The 26,645-nt window shown below is 64.7% G+C and carries 26 protein-coding genes; 17 read left to right on the top strand and 9 right to left on the bottom strand.

The window, feature by feature from the left end:
- Positions 1-109: 109 nt before the first annotated feature.
- The gene (locus M1D43_RS11670) at positions 110-883 is read right to left on the bottom strand and encodes an enoyl-CoA hydratase (RefSeq protein WP_153313586.1); all 774 of its coding nucleotides are present in this window, start codon (positions 881-883) and stop codon (positions 110-112) included.
- A gap of 56 nt (positions 884-939) precedes the next feature.
- On the bottom strand, positions 940-1,845 hold the full coding sequence (gene mutM, locus M1D43_RS11675) for a bifunctional DNA-formamidopyrimidine glycosylase/DNA-(apurinic or apyrimidinic site) lyase (protein WP_153313585.1): 906 nt from the start codon (positions 1,843-1,845) through the stop codon (positions 940-942).
- Between the two features lie 181 nt (positions 1,846-2,026).
- Between mutM and ubiE the strand changes: the two genes are divergently transcribed.
- From ubiE to M1D43_RS11695, 4 genes are all read left to right on the top strand, one after another.
- Complete coding sequence (gene ubiE, locus M1D43_RS11680) at positions 2,027-2,803, top strand: bifunctional demethylmenaquinone methyltransferase/2-methoxy-6-polyprenyl-1,4-benzoquinol methylase UbiE (protein WP_003527766.1); 777 nt, start codon at positions 2,027-2,029, stop codon at positions 2,801-2,803.
- Positions 2,804-2,807: 4 nt separating this feature from the next.
- Positions 2,808-4,382, top strand: coding sequence for a 2-polyprenylphenol 6-hydroxylase (ubiB, locus tag M1D43_RS11685; protein WP_027989522.1), 1,575 nt, complete (start codon positions 2,808-2,810; stop codon positions 4,380-4,382).
- A gap of 87 nt (positions 4,383-4,469) precedes the next feature.
- On the top strand, positions 4,470-5,249 hold the full coding sequence (locus M1D43_RS11690) for an SDR family oxidoreductase (protein WP_153313584.1): 780 nt from the start codon (positions 4,470-4,472) through the stop codon (positions 5,247-5,249).
- Positions 5,250-5,353: 104 nt separating this feature from the next.
- Positions 5,354-5,959: an ankyrin repeat domain-containing protein gene (locus M1D43_RS11695; protein WP_027989524.1), complete on the top strand. Its 606-nt coding sequence runs from the start codon at positions 5,354-5,356 to the stop codon at positions 5,957-5,959.
- 116 nt (positions 5,960-6,075) lie between these two features.
- Here M1D43_RS11695 and M1D43_RS11700 read toward each other — a convergent pair whose 3' ends face one another.
- Together M1D43_RS11700 and M1D43_RS11705 are read right to left on the bottom strand one after the other, a co-directional pair.
- Positions 6,076-6,981, bottom strand: a complete 906-nt coding sequence (locus M1D43_RS11700; RefSeq protein WP_153313583.1) for an NAD(P)/FAD-dependent oxidoreductase — start codon at positions 6,979-6,981, stop codon at positions 6,076-6,078.
- The gene (locus M1D43_RS11705; protein ID WP_153313582.1) at positions 6,971-7,429 is read right to left on the bottom strand and encodes an Rrf2 family transcriptional regulator; all 459 of its coding nucleotides are present in this window, start codon (positions 7,427-7,429) and stop codon (positions 6,971-6,973) included. The genes M1D43_RS11700 and M1D43_RS11705 overlap by 11 nt, the downstream gene beginning before the upstream one ends.
- 142 nt (positions 7,430-7,571) lie before the next feature.
- Between M1D43_RS11705 and coaBC the strand changes: the two genes are divergently transcribed.
- Complete coding sequence (coaBC, locus tag M1D43_RS11710) at positions 7,572-8,777, top strand: bifunctional phosphopantothenoylcysteine decarboxylase/phosphopantothenate--cysteine ligase CoaBC (protein ID WP_153313581.1); 1,206 nt, start codon at positions 7,572-7,574, stop codon at positions 8,775-8,777.
- Here coaBC and M1D43_RS11715 read toward each other — a convergent pair.
- Positions 8,769-9,584 (bottom strand): class II glutamine amidotransferase, encoded by an 816-nt coding sequence (locus M1D43_RS11715; protein ID WP_088197356.1) that lies wholly within the window; start codon positions 9,582-9,584, stop codon positions 8,769-8,771. The genes coaBC and M1D43_RS11715 overlap by 9 nt on opposite strands.
- Before the next feature lie 251 nt (positions 9,585-9,835).
- Here M1D43_RS11715 and M1D43_RS11720 point away from each other — a divergent pair, with 251 nt between their 5' ends.
- The 7 genes from M1D43_RS11720 to M1D43_RS11750 all read left to right on the top strand — a co-directional run bounded on the left by M1D43_RS11720 (position 9,836) and on the right by M1D43_RS11750 (position 18,615).
- Positions 9,836-10,966, top strand: a complete 1,131-nt coding sequence (locus M1D43_RS11720) for a Gfo/Idh/MocA family protein (RefSeq protein ID WP_153313580.1) — start codon at positions 9,836-9,838, stop codon at positions 10,964-10,966.
- A gap of 309 nt (positions 10,967-11,275) precedes the next feature.
- Entirely contained in the window at positions 11,276-12,130 is an 855-nt protein-coding gene (locus tag M1D43_RS11725; protein WP_003527785.1) for a MurR/RpiR family transcriptional regulator, read from the top strand.
- A 119-nt stretch (positions 12,131-12,249) separates the two neighbouring features.
- Positions 12,250-14,202 carry a bifunctional 5-dehydro-2-deoxygluconokinase/5-dehydro-2-deoxyphosphogluconate aldolase gene (locus M1D43_RS11730; RefSeq protein WP_318853516.1) on the top strand — a complete coding sequence of 651 codons (1,953 nt, stop codon included), beginning with the start codon at positions 12,250-12,252 and terminating at the stop codon, positions 14,200-14,202.
- 49 nt (positions 14,203-14,251) lie between these two features.
- Complete coding sequence (gene iolD / locus M1D43_RS11735; protein WP_010968521.1) at positions 14,252-16,105, top strand: 3D-(3,5/4)-trihydroxycyclohexane-1,2-dione acylhydrolase (decyclizing); 1,854 nt, start codon at positions 14,252-14,254, stop codon at positions 16,103-16,105.
- Positions 16,106-16,276: 171 nt separating this feature from the next.
- Positions 16,277-17,179 (top strand): myo-inosose-2 dehydratase, encoded by a 903-nt coding sequence (iolE, locus tag M1D43_RS11740; protein WP_027989530.1) that lies wholly within the window; start codon positions 16,277-16,279, stop codon positions 17,177-17,179.
- Positions 17,180-17,333: 154 nt separating this feature from the next.
- Positions 17,334-18,134 (top strand): 5-deoxy-glucuronate isomerase, encoded by an 801-nt coding sequence (gene iolB / locus M1D43_RS11745; protein ID WP_027989531.1) that lies wholly within the window; start codon positions 17,334-17,336, stop codon positions 18,132-18,134.
- Between the two features lie 76 nt (positions 18,135-18,210).
- A complete protein-coding gene (locus M1D43_RS11750; RefSeq protein ID WP_153313578.1) occupies positions 18,211-18,615 on the top strand; it encodes a GFA family protein in 405 nt (134 codons plus the stop codon).
- A 4-nt stretch (positions 18,616-18,619) separates the two neighbouring features.
- On the opposite strand, the gene M1D43_RS11755 is transcribed toward M1D43_RS11750, so the two are convergent.
- The gene (locus tag M1D43_RS11755; RefSeq protein WP_003527791.1) at positions 18,620-19,603 is read right to left on the bottom strand and encodes an NAD-dependent epimerase/dehydratase family protein; all 984 of its coding nucleotides are present in this window, start codon (positions 19,601-19,603) and stop codon (positions 18,620-18,622) included.
- A gap of 118 nt (positions 19,604-19,721) precedes the next feature.
- Here M1D43_RS11755 and M1D43_RS11760 point away from each other — a divergent pair, with 118 nt between their 5' ends.
- Both M1D43_RS11760 and M1D43_RS11765 read left to right on the top strand, forming a co-directional pair.
- Positions 19,722-20,531 carry an AraC family transcriptional regulator gene (locus tag M1D43_RS11760; RefSeq protein WP_153313577.1) on the top strand — a complete coding sequence of 270 codons (810 nt, stop codon included), beginning with the start codon at positions 19,722-19,724 and terminating at the stop codon, positions 20,529-20,531.
- An 84-nt stretch (positions 20,532-20,615) separates the two neighbouring features.
- A complete protein-coding gene (locus M1D43_RS11765; RefSeq protein WP_127540021.1) occupies positions 20,616-21,512 on the top strand; it encodes a DMT family transporter in 897 nt (298 codons plus the stop codon).
- Between the two features lie 16 nt (positions 21,513-21,528).
- Here the strand turns inward: M1D43_RS11765 and M1D43_RS11770 are convergent, their stop codons facing one another.
- Positions 21,529-23,112, bottom strand: a complete 1,584-nt coding sequence (locus M1D43_RS11770) for a peptide chain release factor 3 (protein ID WP_003527796.1) — start codon at positions 23,110-23,112, stop codon at positions 21,529-21,531.
- A 98-nt stretch (positions 23,113-23,210) separates the two neighbouring features.
- Here M1D43_RS11770 and dut point away from each other — a divergent pair, with 98 nt between their 5' ends.
- A complete protein-coding gene (dut, locus tag M1D43_RS11775) occupies positions 23,211-23,693 on the top strand; it encodes a dUTP diphosphatase (RefSeq protein WP_003527798.1) in 483 nt (160 codons plus the stop codon).
- Here dut and M1D43_RS11780 read toward each other — a convergent pair.
- A complete protein-coding gene (locus tag M1D43_RS11780; protein ID WP_003527801.1) occupies positions 23,686-24,123 on the bottom strand; it encodes an Lrp/AsnC family transcriptional regulator in 438 nt (145 codons plus the stop codon). The two genes, dut and M1D43_RS11780, sit on opposite strands and share 8 nt — an antisense overlap.
- A 134-nt stretch (positions 24,124-24,257) precedes the next feature.
- Between M1D43_RS11780 and M1D43_RS11785 the strand changes: the two genes are divergently transcribed.
- Positions 24,258-25,172: a DMT family transporter gene (locus M1D43_RS11785; RefSeq protein WP_153313576.1), complete on the top strand. Its 915-nt coding sequence runs from the start codon at positions 24,258-24,260 to the stop codon at positions 25,170-25,172.
- Here M1D43_RS11785 and M1D43_RS11790 read toward each other — a convergent pair.
- Entirely contained in the window at positions 25,169-25,801 is a 633-nt protein-coding gene (locus M1D43_RS11790; protein WP_153313575.1) for a LysE family translocator, read from the bottom strand. The genes M1D43_RS11785 and M1D43_RS11790 overlap by 4 nt on opposite strands.
- A 162-nt stretch (positions 25,802-25,963) precedes the next feature.
- Here M1D43_RS11790 and M1D43_RS11795 point away from each other — a divergent pair, with 162 nt between their 5' ends.
- On the top strand, positions 25,964-26,581 hold the full coding sequence (locus tag M1D43_RS11795; protein ID WP_003527807.1) for a LysE family translocator: 618 nt from the start codon (positions 25,964-25,966) through the stop codon (positions 26,579-26,581).
- Positions 26,582-26,645 lie beyond the last annotated feature (64 nt).

Genomic DNA, 26,645 nt, shown 5'->3' on the forward strand with positions numbered 1-26,645 from the left:
TATTATCGGAAAGCCTCGAACGAGGGCGTTCCAAACTGAGGGCGGCGTATAAAGGGAAACCGCCCGCACGTCAACGCGCAATTTGAGAAAACCGAGTCCTGTCCATGGCTCATCTGTGTTTGAATTCGGCTTTGCGCTTGGCGACGAAGGCGGCCATGCCCTCTTTCTGGTCCTCCGTTGCGAAAAGCGACTGGAAGAGCCGCCGCTCGAAGCGCAGCCCCTCGGCGAGCGACAGCTCCAGAGAGCGGCTGACGGCCTCCTTGGCCATCATCGCCGCCGGCAGCGAGAATGACGCGATCTTCTCCGCGGCGCCGAGCGCCTCCTCCAGGAGCCTGTCCGGAGCCACCACGCGCGAAACGAGCCCGGAGCGCTCCGCCTCCGCCGCGTCCATCATGCGGCCGGTGAGAATGAGGTCCATGGCCTTCGCCTTGCCGACTGCGCGGGTCAGGCGCTGCGATCCACCCATGCCGGGAATGACGCCAAGCGTAATCTCCGGCTGGCCGAACTTCGCCGTTTCGGAGGCGATGATGAAGTCGCACATCATGGCGAGCTCGCAGCCACCGCCGAGCGCGAAACCGGATACGGCGGCGATCATCGGTTTGCGGGCGTTCGCGACATGCTCCCAGCCGCCAAGGAAATCGGCGAGGTAACCGTCGACGAAATCGAGCCCCTGCATCTCCTTGATGTCGGCGCCGGCGGCAAAGGCCCTCTCGGAGCCGGCAAGGACGATGGCGCCGACGGCCCTGTCGGCGTCGAAGGCCTTCAGCGCGGCATCGAGCTCGCGCATCAGCACCGCATTCAGCGCATTGAGCGCCTGCGGCCGGTTGAGCGTGATCAGGCCCACGCGGCCCTGCGTTTCGACCAGCAGCGTCTCGTAACTCATTCCCGTCTCCTTCACGCGTTGTCGGAAGATTGAAGAGCGGAATGTGCCATGCCGCCCTATTTCTGGCAGTGCGGACAGTAAAAAGTCGAACGTCCCGCCTGTACTATGCGGGCGACCGTACCGTGGCAGCCGGGCGTGCGGCAAGCCTCGCCTTCCCTGTCATAGACGGAGAAGCTGTGCTGGAAATAGCCGAGACTGCCGTCCGCCTGAATGTGATCCTTGAGCGAGGAGCCGCCGGCGGCGATCGCATCGGCAATCACGGCGCGGATCCTTTCCGTCAGCGCGATCAGCGCCTGTTTCGGCCGGCCCCGCTTGTCGACGAGCGTGCCTGCCGCCCTTTTCGGCGAGAGGCCCGAGCGCCACAGCGCCTCGCAAACATAGATATTTCCGAGCCCCGCGATCGTCCTCTGGTCGAGAAGAGCGGCTTTCAGCGGCTGAATCTTGCCGGCGAAACGGGCGGCGAGATAGGCGGCATCGAGGGCGTTGCCGGTCGGCTCCTCGCCGAGGCCGCGGAGGAAGACGTGATCGGCGAGCGCAGAGCGCCGTGCCAGATCCATGAAACCGAAGCGGCGCGGATCGTTATAGATCACCCGTGCCGGCCCGGAGCCGCCATCGAGATGGAAGACGACATGATCGTGCTTCTCGTCCTTGCCGCGCGGGTGGTGGAAAGCGCCGGGCGTGGCCGGATCCGCACCAGCCTCTATCGGGCCTTTCTCGATCCGGAACGACCCGGACATGCCGAGATGGGCGATGATGACGTCGCCGCCCTCGAGCTCGATCATCAGATATTTGGCGCGCCGCGAGAGGGCGATGATCCGGCGGCCCGCGACCGCGTTCGCGAAATTCTCGGGGAACGGAAAGCGCAAATCCGGCCGGCGCAACTCCGCCCGCACCAGAAGCGCACCCTCCATCGTCGGCGCCAGTCCGCGCTTGACCGTTTCCACCTCGGGCAATTCCGGCATCGGCCGTGTTCCTTCATCCTTTATTCATCGCACCCGCCCGCGTGAGCGGCACGCCATTCCCATGACGCCGCCGATAGCCTATATCCCGCTCCATGCGGCAGCCGGTCGCCTCTCGCTCAGATAGCGTGCACGGAGCGATTTCGCTATGGTGCCGGCAAAATTCGTTGAAGTGGAGTTTCGTATGGCGGATGAGCGCGTATCGGCGAGGGGCGGAATGGAGACCTCTTTCGGTTTCCGCGAAGTCGGCACGGGCGAGAAGCAGCCGCTCGTCAACGACGTCTTCCACAAGGTCGCCAAACGCTACGACATCATGAACGACGTGATGTCGGCCGGGCTGCACCGAGTCTGGAAGGATGCGATGATCGCGGCGCTCAACCCGCCGGGCCGCGAGGACTATCGGGTTCTCGACGTCGCCGGCGGCACCGGTGACATCGCCTTCCGCATCGTCGAGCGCTCCGGGCGCAAGGCCCATGCGACCGTGCTCGACATCAACGGCTCGATGCTCTCGGTCGGCGCCGAGCGCGCCCGCAAGAAGGGGATCGAAGCCAATCTCGACTTCGTCGAGGCCAATGCCGAAGACCTGCCCTTCGCGGCGAATTCCTTCGACGCCTACACGATCGCCTTCGGCATCCGCAACGTGCCGCGCATAGAGGTCGCGCTCAAGGAGGCCTACCGCGTGCTGAAGCGCGGCGGCCGGCTGCTCGTGCTCGAATTCTCCGAAGTGGAAATGCCGCTGCTCGACCGCTTTTACGATGCCTGGTCCTTCAATGCGATTCCGAAATTCGGAAAGCTCATCACCGGCGACGATGCGCCCTACCAGTATCTGGTGGAATCGATCCGCAAGTTTCCGAACCAGCGTGATTTCGCCGCCATGATCCGCGATGCCGGCTTCGCGCGCGTCTCCTTCACCAATTATACCGGCGGCATCGCAGCGCTGCATTCCGGCTGGAAAATCTGAGCGCATGAGCACTCCCGGAGCATATTTCCGTCTCATACGGATCGGCTGGGTCCTTGCGCGCGAGAATGCGTTTGCGGCGGTCCCCTCCGAACACCTGCCCCCGCTCGCACGCTTCGTCCAGAAGCTCGCCGGCCTGCTTGCCAGCCGCGAGGCCCGGCTCGGTGCGCGCAGCGGCCGCCTCGCCCGGGCGGTGGAACGGCTCGGCCCTTCCTATGTCAAGATCGGCCAGTTTCTGGCGACGCGCCCGGACGTGGTCGGCGCCGAACTTGCCGCCGACCTGTCGCTGCTCCAGGACCGCATGGCCACCTTTCCTGAGAGCGCATCCAGGGCGGCGATAGAGGCGTCTCTCGGGCGCTCCGTCGGTGAGCTCTTCCTCGAATTCTCCGAACCGATCGCAGCCGCATCGATCGCCCAGGTCCATCCCGCCGTGGTCATGCGCGACGGCACGCGCGAAAGGGTGGCCGTCAAGGTCATCCGCCCGGGCGTGCGCCAGCGCTTCGTGGCCGACATCGAGGCCATGTATCTGGTCTCGCGCATGCAGGAGCGATTCCTGCCCTATACGCGCCGCCTGAGGCCGGTCGAAGTGACGAAGACGCTGGAGCAGACGACCAAGGTCGAAATGGACCTGAGGCTCGAGGCCGCGGCGCTTTCCGAACTTGGCGAGAACACCAGGGAGGATTCCGGGTTTCGCGTGCCCAGGGTCGATTGGGAGCGCACCGGCCGCGACGTCGTGACGATGGAATGGATCGACGGCATCAAGATGTCGGACATCGAAGGGCTGAAACGGGCCGGCCATGACCTGAACCGCCTGGCCGAAACGCTGATCCAGTCCTTTCTGCGCCACACGCTCCGGGACGGCTTCTTCCATGCGGACATGCACCAGGGCAACCTGTTCGTCGACGAGGCAGGCCATATCGTCGCCGTCGACATGGGCATCGTCGGCCGTCTCGGCCGGAAGGAACGCCGCTTCCTGGCCGAGATCCTCTACGGCTTCATCATGCGCGACTATCAGCGCGTCGCGGACGTGCATTTCGAGGCCGGCTACGTTCCCTCGCACCACGACGCCGCAAGCTTCGCCCAGGCGATCCGCGCCATCGGCGAGCCGATCCACGGCCAGCCGGCCGAGACGATCTCGATGGCGAAACTGCTGACGCTGCTGTTCGAGGTCACCGAACTTTTCGACATGCAGACGCGTCCCGAACTGGTGATGCTGCAGAAGACGATGGTCGTCGTCGAGGGCGTCGCCCGCACGCTCAACCCGCGCTTCAACATGTGGAAGGCGTCCGAACCGGTGGTCGGCAAGTGGATAAGGGACAATCTCGGGCCGAAACGCATCGTCGCCGATCTGCGCGACGGCATTCATGCGGCGCTCCGGGTTGCCGAAGCGCTGCCCGAGATTGCGGCGCGGACGGAACGCTTCTCCGGGGAAATCATGGCGATGAGCGAGAACGGCCTGCGCTTCGATCCGGAGACCGCGGAAGCGATCGGCAGGGCCGAGGCGCGCCATACGCGCTCGGGCCGTATCGCGCTATGGGTTATCGCGGCGGCGCTCGTCTACATCGCCTGGCAGCTTGCGTGAGCGGAGCGGCGGGCCTCCTTGCCAGCCTGCCGGAGAGAAGTGCCCGGCAGCCAAGAGGCGCCAACGATCAAAGCAGGAGGAAGGAATATGGATCTCGGCATTAGCGGAAAAAGGGCGCTCGTTCTCGGCGGCAGCAAGGGGCTCGGGCGCGGTATCGCCGAAGCGCTCGCGGCGGAAGGCGTTGCGGTCGCGCTGACCGGCCGGAACGAAGAAACCGCAGCCAAGGCCGCAGCGGAAATCGGCCCGGACGCTGCCGGCTTTTCGCTCGACCTTGCAAAGCCTGAAATCCTCGACCCCTTCCTCGATCGGCTCTCCTCCGCATTCGGACAGGTCGATATTCTGGTGCTGAACGGTGGCGGTCCGCCGCCGACGAATGCTGCCGACATCGATCCCGGCTTCTGGCGGGCTCAGTTCGAGGCGATGGTGCTTTCCGGCATGCGCATCGCCCACCGCCTGCTGCCGTCCATGCGGGAGCGCCGGTTCGGCCGCATCGTCGCCGTCGCCTCCACCAGCATCCGCGAGCCGATCCCCGGCCTGACGGCGTCCAATGCGCTGCGCAGCGCGCTTGCCGGCTGGATGAAGACGCTCGCCAGCGAGGTGGCAGCCGACGGCGTGACCGTCAACATGCTCCTGCCCGGCAGGCTCGCGACGGACCGGACCCTGGGCTTCGATCGCATGGATGCAGAGGCCGAAGGCGTCAGCGTCGAAACCGTTGCAGCGCGCAGCCAGTCGGAAATTCCGGTCGGGCGCTACGGGACGCCGGCCGAGTTCGGTGCTGCCGCAGCCTTTCTCGCAAGCCGGCAGGCCGCCTACATCACCGGGATTGCGCTGCCTGTCGACGGCGGGCTCAGCCGTTCGATGCTCTGACCATGCTCATCCCGCTTCAGAGACCGGCGGCACGAGGCCTGCGGCGCTGCGCCGTCACCGCTCTCGTCATTCTTTTCAGCCTAACAGGGATCGTGAGGGCCGCCATGCTGGATGAAGAACTCCTCACGGCCGCCCGGCTGGGCAAGGCCGCCGAAATCAGCGCTCTCGTAGACCGCGGCGCACCGGTGGATGCGCGCGACGAAACAGGCGCGACAGCCCTGCTCATCGCCACTCATGAGAACAATATCGAGGCCGCAAGGGTCCTCATCGCGGCCGGCGCCGACGTCAACGCCAGGGACCGCATCCAGGACAGCCCTTATCTCTATGCCGGCGCGCGCGGCCATCTCGAAATACTGAAGATGACGCTCGCGCATGGCGCCGATCTGGAGAGCACCAACCGCTACGGCGGCACCGCCCTCATTCCCGCCGCCGAGCGCGGCCATGTCGAAACCGTGAAGACGCTGATCGATGCCGGCGTTGCCGTCGATCATGTAAACCGCCTCGGCTGGACGGCGCTTCTCGAGGCGATCATCCTCGGCAACGGAGGCGACAACCATACGGAGATCGTCAGGCTGCTGATCGAGGCCGGTGCCGATGTCGATCTGGCAGACGGCGACGGCGTTACGCCCCTCGCCCATGCAAAAAGGCGAGGGTTCCGGCAGATCGAGCGCCTCCTCCTCGCCGGCGGCGCTCATCAAGCGGCGGAATGAAGGCTTAGAGGGGGATAGGAAAAGTGTGTGCGGTTTTCCGCCCGCATCCCGCTCTAACTTTTTGGAATCGATCACATTCATGTTTTCAGGTCGACCCGACCTAAAAACATCGTGATCTAATGCACGTCGAAAATCAGTGACTTATGCGCGGCCACGGCTGCCGTGACGCCATCGCCGACCGCATGCGAGACCGAGCCCGCGCCCCGCGCGGCATCGCCGCAGGCATAGATGCCCTCGACGCTCGTCTCCTTTGCCTCGTTCGTCCGGATATAGGGTCCGAGCGGTCCGTCCTCGAATTCGCAGCCGAGCGCTGCAGGCAGATCGCTCGCCATGCGGGTGCGCGACGCGACGAACAGGCCTTCGAGAGCAACGGCCCGGCCGCCATCCAGAACCACGCTCGCCTTCGCGCCGTCAACGGCGACGACCCTCTCCCTTTCGATCTCCACACCGCGCGCTTCCAGCATGGCGGCCTGAGCGGCATCGGGCTCGAACGCTTCATTGGCGAACAGGATGGTCGGCCCCCAGTCCGGCAGCATCATGGCCTGGTGAAAACTGTGCTCACCGGTTGCGAGAACGCCGATGCGGCCCTGCCCGAGCTCATAGCCATGGCAATAGGGGCAGTGAAAGACGGCGCGGCCCCAGCGTTCCTGAAGTCCCGGTATCGACGGCAATTCATCGACCACGCCCGTTGCCAGGATCAGCCGCTGCGCAGCGATATTTTCGCCCTGCACCGAGACGACCAGATTGGCGCCGTCGCGGCCCGCCGTATCGGCCGTTCCTTCGACGAAACGCACATTGGGATAGGCCAGCAACTGTTCGCGGCCGTGCGCCGCGATCGCCGCCGGCGCCTCGCCGTCCCGGCTGAGGAACCCATGCGACGATTCGGCAAAGCGGTTCCTGCGCGCGCCCGCATCGACGACGACAACGGAGCGTCTGGCTCTGGCCAATTGGAGTGCCGCCGACAGCCCCGCATAGCTTCCACCCACGATCGCCACATCTACCGGCATCACATCAACCGCCATGGTTCTGCTCCTTCATCTGCTGGCGACGAATGGCGATTCGTCGCTGGAAATCGTTTGAAAGATCCGCCAGGCTTATTCGTTCCAATCGCTGCATGAGAAGCGCCTCGGCATCCCGGAGCGCCCCGTCCATCGCGGCATTGACCGCCTGCTCCACCACGCAGCCGGGAGCCTCGGTTCGGTTGCCGATTGCAAATACGGCCGGTTCACCGAGCGCGGCATGCACGTCCGCAAGGCTGATCGTTGCGAGATCGCGCACGAGCGACCAGCCTCCCCCATGCCCCCTTTCGGAGCGGACGAGACCCGCTTCCCGTAAACCCGCCATGGTTCGTCGGACCACGACGGGATTGGTGGAGAGGCAGGCTGCCAGCTCCTCCGAGGTGATGGTTTCACGCTCCGCCATGTGGAGGAGCGCATGCAGGCTAATGGAAAGTCGGCTATCGCGTTTCATGTAACTCAATGTGTTACGTGACACCGGGAAAGTCAAGCTTCGAAATCGGGCCTGCACTCGAAATCAGGCGCGCAATTGCGCGCGGCAAGGCGGTCGAGTAGGGTCGCCGGAAACGGACGGGAGCGGCTCAAGCCGAAGCGGAATGACACTGTCGGGCAAGCGCATTCTTCTCATCATCTCCGGCGGCATCGCGGCCTATAAGAGCCTCGATCTGATCCGCCGCCTGCGCGAGCGCGGCGCCGACGTGCGCCCGGTGATGACGGCGGCGGCGCAGCGTTTCGTGACGCCGCTGACCGTCGGCGCGCTCTCGGCCTCCCACGTTTTCACGGAGCTTTTCTCGCGCGAGGACGAGCAGGATGTCGGTCACATCCGGCTGGCGCGGCATTGCGATCTCGTGGTCGTGGCGCCGGCAACGGCCGACCTGATGGCAAAGATGGCGCACGGTCACGCCGACGACCTCGCCTCGACGGTGCTCCTGGCGACCGACCGGCCGGTGCTGCTCGCGCCGGCGATGAACCCGAGGATGTGGTCGCACCCTGCCACGCTCCGCAACCGCGCGACGCTCGCCGGCGACGGCGTCCGCTTCGTCGGGCCTGCCACCGGCGAAATGGCCGAGAGCGGCGAGGCAGGGGAGGGCCGCATGGCCGAACCTCTGGAGATCGTCGCGGCGGTCGCGGAATTGTTCAGCGAGGCAAGGCCGCTCGCCGGGCGCAAGGCCATCGTTACATCCGGACCGACGCACGAGCCGATCGATCCGGTGCGCTACATCGCCAACCGCTCGTCCGGGAAGCAGGGCCACGCGATCGCCGCAGCACTGGCACGGCTCGGCGCCGAGGTCACGCTCGTTTCCGGGCCGGTGACGATCGCGGACCCCGCCGGCGTCCGCGTCGTCCGGGTCGAGCGCGCCGAGGAGATGCGTGATGCGGTGTTGGCCGCGCTGCCGGCCGATGTGGCCGTCATGGTGGCGGCAGTTGCCGACTGGCGCGTCGCATCGACAGCCGGCAACAAGATCAAGAAGCGGCCGGGCGAGGCTCCTCCTCCGCTGCAGCTTGCCGAAAATCCCGACATCCTGAAGACCGTCGGCCACCACGCATCGCGGCCGAAGCTCGTGATCGGCTTTGCCGCCGAGACCGAGAACGTCGCCGAGAACGGCCGCGCCAAGCTCCAGAAGAAGGGCGCCGATTACATTCTGGCCAACGACGTTTCGCCCGCAACCGGCATCATGGGCGGCGACCGCAATCGCGTGAAGCTTATCGGCCGCGACGGCACCGAGGAATGGCCGGAAATGGGCAAGGACGATGTCGCGGCGAAGCTCGCAGCGCTGATCGTGGCGAAGCTTTCATCCTGAAAACAGACGGGAGGCGGGCGCCATTGCAACATCGGCCGTCCCGAAAAGGCGAACGTCGACGCCGTTTTCCCCGACGATGATCGCGGATCCGTCCGGAACCTCCACCCAGGCGCTGTCGTCGTCGTTGAGCGGCTCGGAGACGAGGCAATAGCCGCCACTCGACCCCATCGGACCTGCATAGAGCGTGGGAGCTTTCCAATCCGTAGCATAGCGGATCGCATAAAGATCGCGGCCGTCGGAGAAGGCCGCCGTGAAGCGCACGAGTGCCAGGCGTCCCAGGCGTTCGGCAAGCCGCTCGACGAAGGCGAGCGCCTCGGCCACGGCACCGAGGGGATCACGGTCGAGACCGAACTGCAGGGCAAGCAGGAAAAGCAGCTCCGAATCCGTCGTGCCGCTGCGCGCCGAATAGAGCTCGTTGTCGAGCATGGTCTCCATCGGCCGCCGCAAATGCTCGAAATCGCCGATCTGTCCATTATGCATGAAGGACCAGCGGCCGAAGACGAAGGGATGGCAATTGTCGCGGCGCGTGCCGCCGCCGGTGGCCGCGCGCACATGGGCGAGGAACAGCGGCGAGCGAATCTGCCTCGCAATGCTCTTGAGATTGCAGTCGGACCAGGCGGGCAGGATGTCCCGGTAGCGGCCCGGCTCCGGGCGGTCGCCATACCACGCTATTCCGAAGCCGTCGCCATTGGTCGCCGTTTTCGCCCTGACGGCGCAATGGGATTGCTCGATCAGGGAATGCTTGGGCGACGTCACGAGTTCTTCGAGATAAAGCGGCTCTCCGCGATAGGCTGCCCAACGGCACATGCTCGATCACTCCGATTTCGCCCCACCATATGAAAGCGATTCGTCCACCACCGTCACCAGTGATGTTTCAACGCAACATGGTAAAAATGCGTTAACACATTCTTCCCCAAGCATAGCGGGCCGAGCGGGTACGCTCTGTTCCATCAGGCACGCGGACCAGATTTTCGAACAAATATTCCATATTGACAATTCCCGCGCATTTCATTTCATTTCGCCGAGCACAGACGAGGGCCTGGCCCGGGAGAAACGAGATGAGCGGCAAGCGCAGGCTGGGCATTGGCCTGATCGGGACGGGTTTCATGGGCAAGGCGCATGCCCTTGGCTTCACGATTGCGGCACGAGTCTTCGACCTGCCCTTCGAGCTGGGTCTCGTGTCCGTCGCGGACGTGACGCAGGAGGGCGCGGAGGCGGCCCGCGGACGGCTCGGCTTCCGCAAGGCGACCGCCGACTGGCGCGAACTTCTGACCGACCCCGAGATCGACATCATCGACATCGCCACGCCGAACCTCCTGCACAAGGAGATGGCGCTCGCTGCGTTTGCCCACGGCAAGCACGTCTATTGCGAAAAGCCGCTGGCACCGACGGTCGCAGACTGCGCCGAGATGGTCGCAGCTGCCGAAAAGGCCGGCGTCGTCACCCAGGTCGGCTTCAACTATCTCAAGAACCCGCTCATTTTTCTCGCGAGCGACATCATCGAAAGCGGCGAGATCGGCGAAATACGGTCGTTTCGCGGCATTCACGCGGAAGATTTCATGGCGGATGAGAGCGTTCCGTGGGGTTGGCGGCTGGACCCGCGCAGCGGCGGCGGTGCGCTCGCCGACATCGGCAGCCACATGATCGCCTGCATGCGCCATCTCGTCGGGCCGATCCGGTCCGTGCTGGCAGAGACCGTCATCCACATTCCGCAGCGCCCTGTCGCGCGCGGCGCCACAGCGACCCGGACGGTCGAGGTCGACGACGTCACGCGGGCCTTCGTCCGTTTCGAGAGCGGCGCGAGCGGAAGCTTCGAAGCGAGCTGGATCGCGACCGGCCGCAAGATGCAGCACGATTTCGAGATTTACGGCTCCAAGGGAAGCATCGTCTTCACTCAGGAGCGCCTGAACGAGATCAGGGTCTACTACGCCGGCGACGACATCAGGAGCCGCGGCTTCCGTACGATCTGGGCGGGACCGGAGCATCCGCCCTACGGAGCCTTCTGCGTGGCACCGGGCCACCAGATCGGCTTCAACGAGCTGAAGGCGATCGAGGCCAACGAGTTCCTGGAAGCGATTGCCAAAGGCAGCAAAACCTCGACCGATTTCCGAGAGGGCTACGAAGTGCAGAAGGTCCTCTCCGCGACCTATCACTCCGCAAGGACGAACGAGTGGGTGGAGATTGGCTGACACGATCTGGTCGCGCGGGCACGCCCCTCATCCGGCCTGCCGGCCACCTTCTCCCCGCAAGCAGGGGGAAGGGACATGCCCGATGGTTCGCGGGCGGTCATGGTGGCGAAGGTGGCGCCGCGCGTTTCCTTCGCCCCGCCTGCGGGGAGAAGGTGGCCGGCAGGCCGGATGAGGGGCAGGCTGAGGCGATGCGGGCCTGCGAACTTCGCCTGGGATAAGGAAACCAAAATGGAACATCCGTTCTATCCCCGCAATGGTTAGTCAATTAGACTGAGGCAAACGACAAGAGCGAGCCCGGAGGCCCGAACGATGCCCACGCCTGAAACGATTGCCGATGTCCCGCAGGATTTCGAAACGCTGAAGGCGGTCATCCTCGAGCGCAAGGCGCAGCTGCCGAAGCGGCTGAAACAGGTGGCGGCCTACTCGCTCGACAATCCGGACGAGATCGCCTTCGGGACTGCGGCGAGCATTGCGACTTCGGCCGACGTCCAGCCCTCCACGCTCGTGCGTTTCGCCCAGCACTTCGGCTTCGAAGGCTTTTCGAGCCTGCAGCAGATTTTTCGCGCACGCCTGCGGGAGCGCACGCCCGGCTACGAGGAACGGCTGAAGGCGCTGCGCCAGAACGATCACAGCAGGCTCGAAAGCGGATCGATCTTCAACGGCTTCGTCGCGGCCGCCCATCGCTCGCTCGACAATATCGCGACCTCGGTCGATCCGGAGGCGTTCGAGCGCGCCGTCGGCATTCTCGCCAAGGCGAACACGATCTACCTCATCGCCAAGCGGCGCTCCTATCCGATCTCCAGCTATATGGCCTACGCTTTCGGCAAGCTGAAGGTGAAGTACCAGCATGTCGGGACCGCCGCCGGGATCGACGAGGACATGCTGGCCATGGCCACGAAGGAGGATGCCGCCTTCGCCGTAAGCTTCTCGCCCTACGCGTCGGAAAGCGCCAGCCAGGCGCGCTTGCTCGCCAACCGCAAGGTACCCGTGGTCTCGCTGACCGACTCCGCCTTCTCGCCGCTCGCCGAATCCTCCAGGGTCTGGTTCGAACTGGTCGAGGCCGATCATGCCGGCTTCCGTTCGCTCTCCGCCAGCATGGCCTTCGCCATGGCGCTGACCGTCGCAATCGCCGAGAAACGGCGTCGCCTCGCCGAAGGCGAGTGAGACAATATAGAATGGAAATTCCATATTGACGAAACAACGGAATTTATGTTTCATATGCTCGTCACCCATGGCATAGGCATATTTGTCGGCGCCGGTCCGGCGTCCGCGGGGAGGAAGCAGTGAGCCAGATTCCATCGGCCCAAGTTCCATCAGGTGCGGGTGCCAAGCCCCTCGACCTCATCACGATCGGCAGAGCTTCGGTCGACCTCTACGGGCAGCAGATCGGCACGCGGCTCGAGGACGTAGCGAGCTTCGCCAAATCGGTCGGCGGCTGCCCCTGCAACATTTCCGTGGGCACAGCGCGCCTCGGCCTGAAATCGGCGCTACTGACACGCGTCGGCGACGAACAGATGGGCCGCTTCATCCGCGAGCAGCTTCAGCGCGAAGGCGTCGAGACGCGCGGCATCGTCACCGACCCGGAGCGGCTGACCGCACTTGCGATCCTCTCCGTCGAGAACGACAAATCCTTCCCGCTCCTTTTCTATCGCGACAATTGCGCCGACAACGCGCTTTGTGAGGACGATATTTCCGAGGATTTCATCCGTTCCGCGCGCGCGGTCCTCGTCACCGGCACGCATTTCGCCAAGCCGAATGCGGACGCCGCCCAGCGCAAGGCGATAAGGATCGCCAAGGAAAGCGGCGCCAGGATCGTCTTCGACATCGATTACCGCCCTAATCTATGGGGTCTTGCGGGCCACGATGCGGGCGAGAGCCGCTACATCGCCTCGGACCGCGTTTCGGCGCATCTGAAGACCGTGCTCGGCGATTGCGACCTGATCGTCGGCACCGAGGAAGAGGTGCTGATCGCCTCCGGCGAAAGCGACCTCCTCGCGGCGCTCAAGACCATCCGCTCGCTCTCCAAAGCCACGATCGTGCTCAAACGCGGGCCGATGGGCTGCATCGTCTATGATGGACCGATCTCGGACGATCTCGAAGACGGTATCGTCGGCAAGGGTTTTCCAATCGAGGTCTATAACGTTCTCGGCGCCGGCGACGCCTTCATGTCGGGCTTTCTGCGCGGCTGGCTCACCGGCGAGCCGCACGCGACTTCCGCCACCTGGGCCAACGCCTGCGGCGCCTTCGCGGTTTCGCGCCTGCTCTGCGCGCCGGAAATCCCGACCTGGACCGAACTGCAATATTTCCTCGAACACGGCAGCAAGGAGAAGGCGCTGCGCAAGGACGAGGCGATCAACCACGTGCACTGGGCGACGACGCGCCGGCGCGACATCCCGCTCCTGATGGCGCTCGCCGTCGACCATCGAAGTCAGCTCGAGGACATTGCCGAGGGAAATCCCGAACTGCTCTCGCGCATCCCGGCCTTCAAGGTGCTCGCCGTCGCGGCGGCGGCAGAGGTGGCTCAAGGCCGCTCCGGCTTCGGCATGCTGATCGACGACAAATACGGCCGCGATGCGCTCTATGCCGCCGGTGCCCATCGCGACTTCTGGATCGGCAAGCCGATCGAGCTTCCGGGCTCGCGGCCGCTCACCTTCGAATTCAGCCAGGACCTCGGCAGCCGCCTTATCGACTGGCCGGTCGACCATTGCATCAAGGTGCTTTCCTTCTACCATCCCGACGATCCGGTCGAACTCAAGGCCGCTCAGGTCGCAAAGTTGCGTTCGGCCTTCGAGGCGGCGCGCAAGGTCGGGCGCGAGATCCTGATCGAGATCATCGCCGGCAAGCACGGGAAACTCGACGACCGGACCATTCCGCGGGCGCTGGAGGAGCTCTATGCTGCCGGCCTGAAGCCGGACTGGTGGAAGCTCGAGCCGCAAGCGAGCCGCGCCGCCTGGGCTGCGATCGACGCCGTGATCGAGACGCGCGATCCGCTTTGCCGGGGCGTGGTGCTCCTCGGCCTGGAAGCACCCTACGAGGTGCTGAAGGACGGATTCGCCGCCGCCAGAACGTCGAAGACGGTCAAGGGATTTGCCGTCGGCCGGACGATCTTCGCCGACGCCGCCAAGGCCTGGCTCGCCGGCAGGATGACCGACGAGCAGGCAGTCTCCGACATGGCGGCGAAGTTCAAGGCGCTCGTCGATCTCTGGCTGCAATTGGGTGAGACCAAGGCGGCGTAGCGGTCAAATGAAAAGGCGGCGCAAGGATGCGGCCGCGAGGAGGAAACAAATGAGCCAGAAAACCGTGCGCCTGACCATGGCACAGGCCGTGGCGCGGTTCCTGACCCGGCAGATGACGATCATCGACGGCGAGCGCGTGCCGATCTTCGGCGGCGTCTTCGCCATCTTCGGCCATGGCAACGTCGCCGGCGTCGGCGAAGCGCTTTACGGCGTTCGCGAAACGCTCCCGACCTACCGTGCCCAGAACGAACAGGGCATGGCGAATGCGGCGATCGCCTTCGCCAAGGCGAGCTTCCGCCGCCGCTTCATGGCCTGCACCACCTCGATCGGCCCGGGCGCGCTCAACATGGTGACCTCGGCCGCGCTGGCGCATGTCAACCGGCTGCCGGTCCTGCTCCTTCCCGGCGACGTCTTCGCCAACCGCAGGCCCGATCCGGTGCTGCAGCAGGTGGAGAGTTTCGGGGACGGCACGATCTCGGCGAATGACTGCTTCAAGCCCGTCTCGCGCTATTTCGATCGCATCACCCGGCCCGAGCAGATTATCCCGGCGCTTCGCCGCGCCATGCAGGTGCTGACGGATCCTGCCGATTGCGGCCCGGTGACGCTATCGCTCTGCCAGGACGTGCAGGCGGAAGCCTATGACTATCCGGAATCCTTCTTCGACGAGAAGGTCTGGGTGCCGCGTCGAATCGAGCCTGATCTCGACGAGCTGGCATCGGCAATCGAGGCGCTCAGATCCGCGAAGAAGCCGATCATCATCGCCGGCGGCGGCGTGCTTTATTCGGAAGCGAGCGCCGAACTCGCCGCCTTCGCCGAGAAACACGGCATTCCGGTCGTCGAGACGCAGGCCGGCAAGTCCGCTCTGCCGCATTCGCATCCGCTGAATATGGGTTCCGTCGGCGTCACCGGCACGTCCGCCTCCAACGCATTGGCGGAAGAGGCCGATGTGGTGCTTGCCGTCGGCTCACGGCTGCAGGATTTCACCACCGGTTCCTGGGCGCTCTTCAAAAACGAGGCGCTGAAGATCATCGGCCTCAATGTCCAGGCCTTCGACGCCGGCAAGCACGAGGGACAGCCGCTGATTTCCGACGCGCGGGCCGGCCTCAACCGCATCTCCGGCGGACTCGGCAGCTACAAGGCCGATAGTGCCTGGACCGAGAGGGCAAAAGCGGGCAAGGCCGAATGGCTTGCTGCGGCCGAGAGGGCGACCGCCACCACCAATGCGGCGCTTCCCTCCGATGCCCAGGTCATCGGCGCCGTCCAGCGCGCCCGCGGCGGCAGAAAAACGACGCTCGTCTGCGCCGCCGGGGGGCTTCCGGGCGAGCTGCACAAACTGTGGCAGGCCGAAGAGCCAGGCGGCTATCACATGGAATACGGCTTTTCGACCATGGGCTACGAAGTCGCCGGCGGCCTGGGCGTGAAGCTTGCCAAGCCCGATAGCGACGTGATCGTCATGGTGGGCGACGGCAGCTACATGATGCTGAACTCGGAGATCGCCTCTTCGATCATGCTCGGCGCCAAATTCACCGTCGTGCTGCTCGACAATGCCGGCTATGGCTGCATCAACCGGCTGCAGATGGGAACGGGCGGCGCCAATTTCAACAATCTGTTGAAGGACACGCATCATGTGGAGCTGCCTCAGATCGACTTCGCCGCGCACGCCGCCGCCATGGGCGCCGTGACCCGCAAGGTCGGCTCGATCCCCGAGCTCGAAGCTGCGCTCGCGGAGACCGCCGACGAGGTGCGCACGACCGTCATCGTCATCGATACCGATCCGCTGATCACAACGGAGGCCGGCGGGCACTGGTGGGACGTCGCGGTGCCGGAGGTTTCCGACCGCGATCAGGTGAAGGCCGCCCGCGAAGGCTACGAAAAGGCCCTCCAGGCGCAGCGGTTTGGTTGACATTGGAATCCGGCCAGCGGCCCCTCTCCTCGGGTGTACCCGAGGACTAGTCCTCGGGAGTCCCTTCTCCCCGCACAGCGGGGGAAGGTGGCGGCAGCCTGATGAGGGGCATATCGGCACGCAACAGAGCGAAGCATCCGCCTTAAGATACGACAGCAGAAAGCAAAACACATGATCCGTTACGGAACCAACCCGATCGCCTGGAGCAATGACGACGACCATTCGATCGGCGCGCATCTGACGCTCGAGGACTGCCTCTCCGATTGCCGGAAGATCGGCTTCGACGGCATCGAAAAGGGTCATAAGATGCCGTCCGACCCCGAAGCGCTGAAGCAGAAGCTCTCAAGTTATGATCTCGTCTTCGTCTCGGGCTGGCACTCGACCAACCTCCTGACCCATGATGTCGAAGCGGAGAAGAAGGCTATCCAGCCGCATCTCGACCTTCTGAAGCACAATGGCTGCAAGGTGGCGATCGTCTGCGAGACCTCGAACGCGATTCACGGAGACGATTCCAAGTCGCTCGTGAAGGACAAGCCGGTTCTGCCGGCGGACAAGTGGGAGAAATTCGGCGCCGACCTCGAGGCGATCGCCGAATATTGCGCCGGCCAGGGCGTCGATCTCGTCTACCACCACCACATGGGCACGATCGTCCAGACCGGCGAGGAGATCGACCTCCTGATGCGGAACACCGGTCCGGCGACCAAACTGCTGCTCGACACCGGCCATGCCTGGTTCGGCGGTTCCGACCCGGCGGAAGTGGCGCGGAAATATATGGGCCGCGTCCGCCACATTCATTGCAAGAACGTCCGCCCGGCGGTCCGCAAGGTGGTCGAAGGCGAAGGTCTCTCCTTCCTCGAGGGTGTGCGACGCGGCGTCTTCACGGTTCCGGGCGATGAGGAAGGCGGCGTCGATTTCCTGCCTGTTCTCAAAATTGCGGCCGAACACGGCTATGACGGCTGGCTGGTGATCGAAGCCGAACAGGATTCGGCGGTGCGCAACCCCTTCGAATACCAGTCGCTCGGGCTGAAATCGCTGAAGACGTTTGCGAGGGAGGCCGGGCTCGATCGGGCGTAATTGCCCCCTCATCCGGCTGCCGCCACCTTCTCCCCGCGCGCCGGGAGAAGGGATATGCCGCGCCGCCTCCCGTGTCCCTCCCCGCGCCCGGGCCAGTCCTCGGGTAACCCGGGGAGAGGTCAGACCACAGAAACCCGCGTTCAGGAGACCGTACATGTCGAGACTGCTCGTCAAACCCAAGGCCCAGGCCGGCCTGATGCAGGAGATCACGCCCGAGAGCGCCGGCTGGACCTATGTCGGCTTCGCACTTCATCGGCTGCAGCCGGGCGAAACGGCCGGCGGCGAAGCGGGGGAGAAGGAGCTCTGCCTCGTGCTCGTCAGCGGCAAGGCGAAGATTTCCGTCGACGGCGAGGACTTCGGCGAGCTCGGCGAGCGCATGACGCCTTTCGAGGGCCGGCCCTATGCGGTCTATGTGCCGAAGGGCAGCAGCTGGCAGGCCGAAGCGGCCACCGATCTCGACCTCGCCGTCTGCTCCGCGCCGGGCGGCGAAGGCTTCAAGGCGAAGGTCATCCGCCCCGGTACGCATCCGCAGATGACGCGCGGCAAGGGCACCAACACACGCTACGTCACCAACATCATGCCGGAGGACGACGGATCGGCGCAGTCGCTGCTTGTCGTGGAGGTGATCACGCCGGGCGGTCACACCTCCTCCTATCCGCCGCACAAGCACGACGAGGACAATCTCCCGGCCGAAAGCTATCTCGAGGAGACCTATTATCACCGCCTCAACCCGCCGCAGGGTTTTGCCATGCAGCGCGTCTATACCGACGACCGCTCGCTGGACGAGACCATGGCGGTGGAGGATGGCGACGTAACGCTGGTACCGAAGGGCTACCATCCGGTCGCTGCGATCCACGGCTACGATTCCTATTATCTCAACGTCATGGCGGGGCCGAAGCGGATCTGGAAGTTCCACAATGCGAGGGAACACGAGTGGCTGTTCACCGGCGTTTAACCGGCGGAGGTCGCACTGGACGAATGGAGCCTTCGCCCTATCGTATCTTGCCGAAGCAAGCGACGAGGAGCGATTCATGCATATCGACGGCCAGTGCCATTGCGGCTTCGTTACCTACGAGGCGGAGATCGATCCGGAGCACGTGACGATCTGCCATTGCACCGATTGCCAACGGCTGACCGGCACCGCCTACCGCGTCAGCACCAGCACGCCGCGATCATCGTTCCGGCTGACCGGCGGCGAGCCGAAGCTTTATGTCAAGACCGGCGAAAACGGACGCAAGCGGCTGCAGTTCTTCTGCCCCAATTGCGGCTCACCGGTCTACACGACGGGCACCGACGAGGACGCCAAGGAGATCGGCATCCGCGTCGGCACCGTAAACCAGCGGCGTGAACTTGCACCACGCAAGCAGATCTGGTGTTCCTCCGCCCTGCCCTGGTCCGGCGACATCGGCAAGCTGCCGGGGCTGCCTCGGGATTGACGGTTCAGGCGACCGGATAGGGCCCATCCGTAAAGACCGTGTCGTGGTAGCCCTTGGACCCGATCTCGATCGCGAGCGGGCTGCGAAAATCCTCGCCGCGGCGCAGGCAATTCAACACATGGGCAAAATCGTATTTCGGCCGCCAGCCGAGACAAGCCGTCGCGCGCGCGCTCACATAGACCCGATCGATCGTCGGAAAGAGCCGCCACCCGCGTTGCGCATAAAGCGCCTCGCATTCGGGAAAGCGGCTGAAGACGACGGATGGGGCATTCTCCCGAAGAGTTGCGAGATCGTCGCGCGTGAAAGGCGTCGGGGCCGAGACGATGAAGCGGCCAAAGCCGATCTCCCTCGCCCGGTCGAGGGCCGAGAGATGGGCGCTCGCGACGTCCTCGATATCCGCGCGCCGGTAGAGCAATTCGTTCGCCTGCGCATTGGCCGTTTCGAAGCGGCCGCGCATTTCCGCATCGTCATCGGCCTCGGGAAAGAAGCGCGAGGTCCGGAGAATGACGGCCGGCAGACCATGCCGCCGCGCGAAAAGCTCGCAGAACCCTTCCGCTGCGACTTTGCTCACACCGTAGATGTTGCGCGGGATCGGCTGGACATCCTCTGTGATCCAGGCTGCCGGCTCACGGGGCGCCGGTGTCAGGGCCGAACCGAACGCGCTCGTGGTGCTGGTGAAGACAAAGGCGCCGACGCCCGCACCGGCCGCCTCTTCCAGCAGATTGACCGTGCCGGCGACATTGGTATCGACGAATTCGCAATAACCGTGCGTCGCCACATGCGGCTTGTGCAGGGTCGCGGAATGGATGACGGCGCGCACGTCCTTCATTGCCTGACGGACGAAGCGGCGGTCTGCAATCGACCCGACCGCATCGGTGAAAGGGGAGCCCTTGATGTCGATGCCGCGAACGTCGCGGCCCGCCCCGCGCAACACCCGCATCAATGCTTCGCCAAGGTGGCCGGCGCTTCCTGTCACCAATATCGTCATGCGTCGCTCCTTTTACCTCGCTGCCCAAGCCTACCAAACCGCCCGCGCTTTGCGACAGCGGGCGGAAGCGCTATACCACCATCGAGGCACAAGGAAGAACGGAGACGGCGAACCGGGCATGGCGAAAGGGCATTTCAGGGTGCTGCCGCGCTGCATCGCCGGCGTCGACGTGGTGGAAGCGACGACGAACCACAGTTTCGCGCGCCATACGCACGAGCAGTTCGGCATCGGCCTGATCCATGCGGGCGCGCAGACGTCGCTGAGCGGCCGCGGAACCGTCGAGGCGGAAGCGGGCGACGTGATCACCGTCAATCCCGGTGAGGTCCATGACGGCGCCCCCATCGGCGATGCGGGCCGGTCCTGGCGGATGCTCTATCTCGATCCACCGCTGGTCGCCTCGCTCGTCGATGACGTCACCGAAGGGAAAAGGTCGGGTTGCGAATTCTCGGACCCGGTGATCAGGAGTACCGGGCTGGCAGCCCGCTTCGGCGCGATCTTCGCGGCTGCCGGGGCCGCCGACGGCACCGAGACGATGCTTCGCTGGGATGAACTGGCCGTCACCCTGTTCGCGGAGGCGATGCAGCTTGCCCCGCCGGATGCACCGGCAGGCGTGCCGAGGTCGGTCGCCTCGGCCATAAGCCTGATCGAGGACGATCCGCTGGCGTCGCTTACGCTCGCGGACCTTGCCCGCGAGAGCGGCCTGAGCCGCTTCCAGCTCGTGCGCGGCTTTTCCAGGGCGACGGGGCTTACGCCCCATGCCTATCTCCTCCAACGCCGGATAGACATCGTCCGGCGGCTGATCGCCGAGGGCACGCCGCTCGCGGAAGCGGCAGCGGCCGGCGGCTTCGTAGACCAGAGCCACATGACACGCGTGTTCGTGCGCAAATACGGCTTCTCGCCCGGTGCCTATGCGCAAGCGGTGAACTGAATTCAAAGCCTTGCAATTCCATACAAGACCGCGCGCTGCCGATCGGTTCTTCTGCCGCCATCATCAATCGGGAACGGTGGCAGAATGTCGAAGCAAGTTCAGGGATATGTCTTTTTGTCGCTCGCCATGGTGCTCGTCGGCAGCACCGTGATCGCGAGCAAGATCATCGCCGCCGGCCTGCCGCCGTTCACGGCAACGGCGCTGCGTTTTGCCATCGCCTTCCCTCTTTTCCTGGGCCTGATGCGAGCAACCGGGGCGTCCTGGCCCAAGCTGCCGAAGAGCGATTGGCTCATCCTCCTGTTTCAGGCAGGCGCCGGCAGCGTCGGCTATACGACTCTGCTCATTTCCGGCCTGAAGCTCACCTCCGCGGCCGATGCCGGCGTCATCATCGGGACGCTTCCCGTCGTCTCCGCCGCGATCGCCATCATGGTTCTCGGCGAGCGTCCGCATCGCTCCGTGCTCGCGGCCTCTTGCCTGGCGGCGGCCGGCGTTCTCGCGATCGTCTTCCGGCCGGATGCGAACGCCGCGCATTCGCTCGCCGGCAGCGCCCTGATCTTCGGCGCGGTCATCTGCGAAGGTCTGTTCATTCTGCTCAACAAGCGCGTCAGCGTCGCGATTCCGCCGCTTGGCCTGTCGGCACTGATGACGGGCTTCGGCGGTGCAATTGCGCTCCCGTTGGCGCTTGCAGAGCTTCCTTCGATGGGTGCGACAGGCGTCCCGGCCCTCGCGGCGGTCGCCTATTACGCGCTCGTGCCGACGGTCGGGGGCTTCGTGCTCTGGTATGCGGGACTTCAGAAGGTGAGCGGCACGGAGGCCTCGGTCTTCACCGCCTTGGCACCGGTTTCCGCGCTGCTCCTCGCCGCCGCCGTTCTCGGCGAGACGATCACCGCCAATCAGATGATCGGCATGGCATGCGTGCTGGTCGCCGTGCTGAGCCTCGGCCTTCGCAGGGCCAGTTCGGAGCGGGCCGGAGAGGCGTAATCCGGCGAAGGCGCGATCACGCCGCCTTGGCGACGTGATACTCCTTGATCGCGACCATCTTGACCGCCGGATAGCGCTCCGACTCGTAGCGCAGCGAGAACCCGTCCTGCGCCAGGTATACCGGGTCGCCGTCGAGGTCTCGCGCGATGTCGCCGCGGTGGGTCGCGATGAACTTTTCGAGATCGGCCGGGCTCTCGGCGGAGATCCAGCGGCAGATGGAGAAGCGCGACATCTCGAAGGAGACGGGCAGGCTGTATTCCGCCTGCAGGCGTTCCCTGAGGACGTCGAGCTGAAGCGCGCCGACGACGCCGACGATCGCAGGCGCACCGTCGTCCGGAGAAAAGAGCTGCACGACGCCCTCCTCCGCCATCTGTTGCAGCGCCTCTTTCAGCTTCTTCGCCTTCATCGCATCTTCCAGCCGGACGCGGCGGAGAATTTCCGGTGCGAAGTTCGGCACGCCCTGGAACACGAGCGGCTCGCCCTCCGTCAGCGTATCGCCGATCCTCAGCGTGCCGTGGTTCGGGATGCCGACGACGTCGCCGGCGAAAGCCGTATCGGCGAGCTGGCGCTGCGAGGCAAAGAAGAATTGCGGCGCCGTCAGGCCCATCTGCTTGCCGGTGCGCGACAGCCGCGCCTTCATGCCGCGCTCGAGCTTGCCCGAGCAGACGCGGACGAAAGCGATGCGGTCGCGGTGGTTCGGGTCCATGTTCGCCTGGATCTTGAAGACGAAGGCGGTCATCCTGTCGTCCGTCGCCTCGACGGTGCGGATGTCGGCAACCTGGGCCCGCGGCGGCGGCGCGAAGTCGGCGAGCGCATTGATCAGGTCGCGCACGCCGAAGTTCCGCAGCGCCGAGCCGAAGAACACCGGCGTCAGATGGCCTTCGAGGAAGGCCTTGCGGTCGAAGGGCTTGCACGCCTCGATCGCCAGCGACGTTTCCTCGATGAAGGTGTCGCGCTCGTTCTCGGGCAGACGGTGCGAAGCCATTTCCGGATCGTTGACCTTGGTCAGCCGCTCCTGCGTGTCGGCGCCGCGCACCTCGTCGGTGGCAAGATGATAGGTGCCGCAGAAGGTCTTGGAGCGGCCGATCGGCCAGGTGACCGGCGCGCAGTCGAGCGCCAGCTTCTGCTCGACCTCGTCGAGGATTTCGAAGGGGTCGCGGCTTTCGCGGTCCATCTTGTTGACGAAGGTGATGATCGGGATATCGCGCAGGCGGCAGACCTCGAAGAGCTTGAGCGTGCGCGGCTCGATACCCTTGGCCGCGTCGATCACCATGACGGCTGCATCGACCGCCGTCAGCGTGCGATAGGTGTCGTCGGCAAAGTCTTCGTGACCGGGCGTGTCGAGCAGGTTGAAAACGGTATCGTTGTATTCGAAGGTCATCACCGAGGTGACGACCGAGATGCCGCGCTCGCGCTCGATCTTCATCCAGTCCGAGCGGGTCTGGATACGGTCCTTCTTGGCCTTGACCTCGCCGGCGAGCTGGATCGCGCCGCCGAAGAGCAGAAGCTTCTCGGTGAGCGTCGTCTTACCGGCGTCCGGGTGCGAAATGATCGCAAATGTACGGCGGCGGGAGACCGCCTCGGCAATGCTTTCGGCCATGATCTGAGTATCCTGTGAGTTGCGGCGTCCTTTACAGGCTCGGGGGCCAATATGCAATTGACTGCGGCAAGCCCGGCCGTGCTTATGACGGAATGACCATGCACACGCCCGAAAATCGACCTGCCCTGACCCCTGGCCTCACCCTCGTCCGTCTGCCTCATGGCGAGGGTCTCGACCTGCCGGCCTACGAGACCGCGGGTGCCGCCGGCATGGACCTGCGCGCGGCCCTGCCGGCCGACGAACCGATGACGATCCGGCCGGGAGAGCGCGCATTGGTCCCGACGGGCTTTATCTTCGAGATCCCCGCCGGTCATGAAGGACAGATCCGGCCGCGCTCCGGGCTGGCCTTCAAGCACGGCATCACCTGCCTCAACACGCCGGGCACCGTCGACAGCGACTATCGCGGAGAGGTGAAGGTGCTGCTCGTCAATCTCGGTGCGGAGGATTTCGCGGTCGAGCGCGGCATGCGTATCGCCCAGATGGTGATCGCCCCGGTGACCCAGCTGGCGATCCGCGAGGCGGATGGCGCGACGACGACGGCGCGCGGGGCTGGCGGCTTCGGCTCGACCGGAACTAAATAAGCGGCGGCAGGCGCCGCTTGACCGGCGAGGATTTGACGATCGACGTGTTCGTCTGCGCCTTTTCCGCGATGCGATCGAGGATCGTGTCGAGTTCCGCCATGTCGCGCACCAGCATCTTGGCGATGAAGCAGTCGTCCCCCGTGACCTTGTCGCATTCGATGAATTCGGGCGTTTCCTGGATCAGCCTTTCGACGATATGCAGCATGCCCGGCATCGGCCGGATACGGACGATCGCCTGCAGCGGATAGCCGAGACGCGCCGGATTGACGGAGATCGTGAAGCCGTCGAGCACGCCGCGCTCCTCGAGCTTGCGCAGCCGCTCCGCCGCACTCGGCGAGGAAAGGCCCGCCTCCTGCGCCAGTTCCTTCAGCGACACCCGGGCGTTGGCGGCCAGAATTTCGAGAATGCGGCGGTCGAGCTCGTCCAACATGTAATTCCCTCATAAGCCAAATTAACCTTATCACCTTAATTCGTTAGGTATCTTCCTATATTTCCCTCTCAATATCCATATCCCTGCGCCGACAGGCTCATTATTCTTGAAGCACAATGGATGGAGCCAAGGCCATGGATAAGGACATAAGGCGCGGCAGCGCGGAAATGACGGCGGCGATGCTGATTTCGGGAACGATCGGCTGGTTCGTGCTGATGTCAGGCCAGCCCGTCGCGGGCGTCGTCTTCTGGCGTTGCGTGTTCGGGGCTGCAACGCTCGCCGCGCTTGCGGCGGTCTTCGGCCTCATCGACCTGAGACATTTGCGGATGAAGGTCATCATTCTTTCCGCTCTGGGCGGGGTCGCGATCGTCGTGAACTGGCTCTTGCTCTTCGCCGCCTATCCCCGCGCCTCGATCTCCATCGCGACCATGGTCTACAACACGCAGCCCTTCATGCTGCTCGGGCTCGGTGCGCTTTTTCTCGGTGAAAAGATCACCGCCAGCAAGCTCCTCTGGCTCTCGCTCTCCTTCGCAGGCATGATCGCGATCGTCCTCGCCAAGCCCGCGGGCACTTATGAACCCAGCGACTATCTCGCCGGGATAGCGCTGTCGCTCGGCGCCGCCTTCTTCTACGCCATCGCGGCGCTCGTCACCAAGCTCCTCAAGGGCACGCCGCCACATCTGATCGCGCTGGTGCAGGTCATCACCGGAGCGGCCATGCTCGCCCCCTTCGCCCTTGTCGCGCCGCTGCCGCAGGGAATGCTCCAGTGGGCGCTGCTGCTGACCGTCGGCGTGGTTCATACCGGCATCATGTATATTCTGCTTTACGGCGCCATACAGAAGCTGCCGACCCACATGACCGGCGCCCTTTCCTTCATCTATCCGGTAGCCGCGATCCTGGTGGACCGCATCGCGTTCGGCCACGCCCTGCAGCCGGTGCAGATCGCGGGCTCGGTCGCGATCCTCATTGCTGCCGCGGGCACCAATCTCGGCTGGACCCTTAAGCCTTCGTCACCGTCCGCCAAGCGTCCGGCGGAAGGAAGCCTCTAACGCCGCGCCTCCGCGGCCATGCTGATGGCAAGACCCGCGAGCGCCGTGCTCATGAGCCAGCGCTGCACCAGCATGAAGGACGGGCGGCCAGAGAGGAAGGCGGCCACCGCTCCGGCGGTCACCGCGATCAGCGCATTGACGCTGACGCTGATCGCGATCTGCACGCTGCCGAAGACGAGGGACTGCGCGAGCACGTTGCCGGCCTCGGGGCGGATGAATTGCGGCAGCAGCGACAGGTAGAGGATGGCCACCTTCGGGTTGAGCAGGCTGGTGAAGAGGCCCATCGCGAAGAGCTTGCGCGGGCGATCCTTCGGCAGGTCGCGTACTTGAAAGATCGAGCGGCCGCCGGGACGAACCGCCTGCCAGGCGAGATAAAGCAGGTAAAGCGCACCTGCGAAACGAAGGACATCATAGGCAAAAGGGATCGCAAGAAGCAGGGCGGTAATGCCGAGCGCGGCAGACACCATGTAACAGACGAAGCCGAGCGCTATTCCCCCAAGCGAGATCAGCCCCGCCCCCGGTCCCTGGCAGATCGAGCGCGAGATCAGATAGATCATGTTCGGCCCCGGCGTCAGCACCATGCCGAGTGCGATCAGTGCGAAGCCCAGGAGGTTCTGAATTTCGGGCATGGGGCGCCGGTCTCCGATGTTTTCCGGAAGGTGTACGGCTCTACCGCGAAGGGCAACGCCGTTCTTGTCACCCGATCAATTTTCGCGCCTAAATGGGGATGCCACCCGGATTTTCCTCTGCGGCAGATTGCGGTACACCTGCCCCTATCAGGAGGAACGATCGTGACACTTGCGGCTCTTCTCGCCTATAGCGGCGCTCTCTTCATCGCCGGGATCATTCCCGGCCCGGGCGTGACGGCGCTCGTTGCCCGAGCCCTGGGATCGGGCTTTCGGGAAACCTTCTTCATGGGCCTCGGCCTCATCGTCGGCGACATGGTCTATCTGACGGCGGTGGTGCTCGGGCTCGCCTTCATCGCCCAGACATTCACGACCGCGTTCCTGGTCGTGAAGATCGCTGGCGCGCTCTATCTCGGCTATATCGCCTGGAAGCTCTGGACGGCCGGGCTCCTGTCGCAGAACATCGAGGCGCGGAAGTCGACGAGTGCGGCGCTCTCCTTCCTCTCGGGTCTGACGGTCACGCTCGGCAATCCGAAGACGATGCTTTTCTATGTGGCGCTGGTTCCGACGCTGATCGATCTCGCCTCGATCGGGATGCGCGACTACGGACTGCTGCTTGTGGCGACTTTCCTCGTGCTTCTTGCCGTGCTGCTGCCCTATATGCTGCTTGCGGCCCGAGCCCGCTCGCTCCTGAAAGAGCCGCAGGCACTGAAGGTTCTGAACCGGGCCGCGGCCGGCATTCTCGCCGGAACGGCCGCCTACATTGCGACCCGCGCGACCTGAAAAAAGATTTCCCTGCGGGCCGCTTCGCAACGGTTTTTTCCTTCAGCACCATCGATCCAAGGCG

This window comes from Ensifer sp. R1-3 (assembly GCF_056739175.1).

What these genes read in the sequence shown, in the direction of transcription:
- M1D43_RS11770 (WP_003527796.1), bottom strand. Translation starts at nt 23,112, where the DNA reads ATGGCCGAAAGCATTGCCGAGGCGGTCTCCCGCCGCCGTACATTTGCG.
- ubiE (WP_003527766.1), top strand. Translation starts at nt 2,027, where the DNA reads ATGGCGGATGAGCGCGTATCGGCGAGGGGCGGAATGGAGACCTCTTTC.
- M1D43_RS11695 (WP_027989524.1), top strand. Translation starts at nt 5,354, where the DNA reads ATGCTGGATGAAGAACTCCTCACGGCCGCCCGGCTGGGCAAGGCCGCC.
- iolD (WP_010968521.1), top strand. Translation starts at nt 14,252, where the DNA reads ATGAGCCAGAAAACCGTGCGCCTGACCATGGCACAGGCCGTGGCGCGG.
- dut (WP_003527798.1), top strand. Translation starts at nt 23,211, where the DNA reads ATGCACACGCCCGAAAATCGACCTGCCCTGACCCCTGGCCTCACCCTC.
- M1D43_RS11755 (WP_003527791.1), bottom strand. Translation starts at nt 19,603, where the DNA reads ATGACGATATTGGTGACAGGAAGCGCCGGCCACCTTGGCGAAGCATTG.
- M1D43_RS11785 (WP_153313576.1), top strand. Translation starts at nt 24,258, where the DNA reads ATGGATAAGGACATAAGGCGCGGCAGCGCGGAAATGACGGCGGCGATG.
- iolE (WP_027989530.1), top strand. Translation starts at nt 16,277, where the DNA reads ATGATCCGTTACGGAACCAACCCGATCGCCTGGAGCAATGACGACGAC.
- M1D43_RS11780 (WP_003527801.1), bottom strand. Translation starts at nt 24,123, where the DNA reads ATGTTGGACGAGCTCGACCGCCGCATTCTCGAAATTCTGGCCGCCAAC.
- M1D43_RS11790 (WP_153313575.1), bottom strand. Translation starts at nt 25,801, where the DNA reads ATGCCCGAAATTCAGAACCTCCTGGGCTTCGCACTGATCGCACTCGGC.
- M1D43_RS11765 (WP_127540021.1), top strand. Translation starts at nt 20,616, where the DNA reads ATGTCGAAGCAAGTTCAGGGATATGTCTTTTTGTCGCTCGCCATGGTG.
- M1D43_RS11750 (WP_153313578.1), top strand. Translation starts at nt 18,211, where the DNA reads ATGCATATCGACGGCCAGTGCCATTGCGGCTTCGTTACCTACGAGGCG.
- coaBC (WP_153313581.1), top strand. Translation starts at nt 7,572, where the DNA reads ATGACACTGTCGGGCAAGCGCATTCTTCTCATCATCTCCGGCGGCATC.
- M1D43_RS11705 (WP_153313582.1), bottom strand. Translation starts at nt 7,429, where the DNA reads ATGAAACGCGATAGCCGACTTTCCATTAGCCTGCATGCGCTCCTCCAC.
- iolB (WP_027989531.1), top strand. Translation starts at nt 17,334, where the DNA reads ATGTCGAGACTGCTCGTCAAACCCAAGGCCCAGGCCGGCCTGATGCAG.
- ubiB (WP_027989522.1), top strand. Translation starts at nt 2,808, where the DNA reads ATGAGCACTCCCGGAGCATATTTCCGTCTCATACGGATCGGCTGGGTC.
- mutM (WP_153313585.1), bottom strand. Translation starts at nt 1,845, where the DNA reads ATGCCGGAATTGCCCGAGGTGGAAACGGTCAAGCGCGGACTGGCGCCG.
- M1D43_RS11725 (WP_003527785.1), top strand. Translation starts at nt 11,276, where the DNA reads ATGCCCACGCCTGAAACGATTGCCGATGTCCCGCAGGATTTCGAAACG.
- M1D43_RS11760 (WP_153313577.1), top strand. Translation starts at nt 19,722, where the DNA reads ATGGCGAAAGGGCATTTCAGGGTGCTGCCGCGCTGCATCGCCGGCGTC.
- M1D43_RS11690 (WP_153313584.1), top strand. Translation starts at nt 4,470, where the DNA reads ATGGATCTCGGCATTAGCGGAAAAAGGGCGCTCGTTCTCGGCGGCAGC.
- M1D43_RS11720 (WP_153313580.1), top strand. Translation starts at nt 9,836, where the DNA reads ATGAGCGGCAAGCGCAGGCTGGGCATTGGCCTGATCGGGACGGGTTTC.
- M1D43_RS11715 (WP_088197356.1), bottom strand. Translation starts at nt 9,584, where the DNA reads ATGTGCCGTTGGGCAGCCTATCGCGGAGAGCCGCTTTATCTCGAAGAA.
- M1D43_RS11670 (WP_153313586.1), bottom strand. Translation starts at nt 883, where the DNA reads ATGAGTTACGAGACGCTGCTGGTCGAAACGCAGGGCCGCGTGGGCCTG.
- M1D43_RS11700 (WP_153313583.1), bottom strand. Translation starts at nt 6,981, where the DNA reads ATGGCGGTTGATGTGATGCCGGTAGATGTGGCGATCGTGGGTGGAAGC.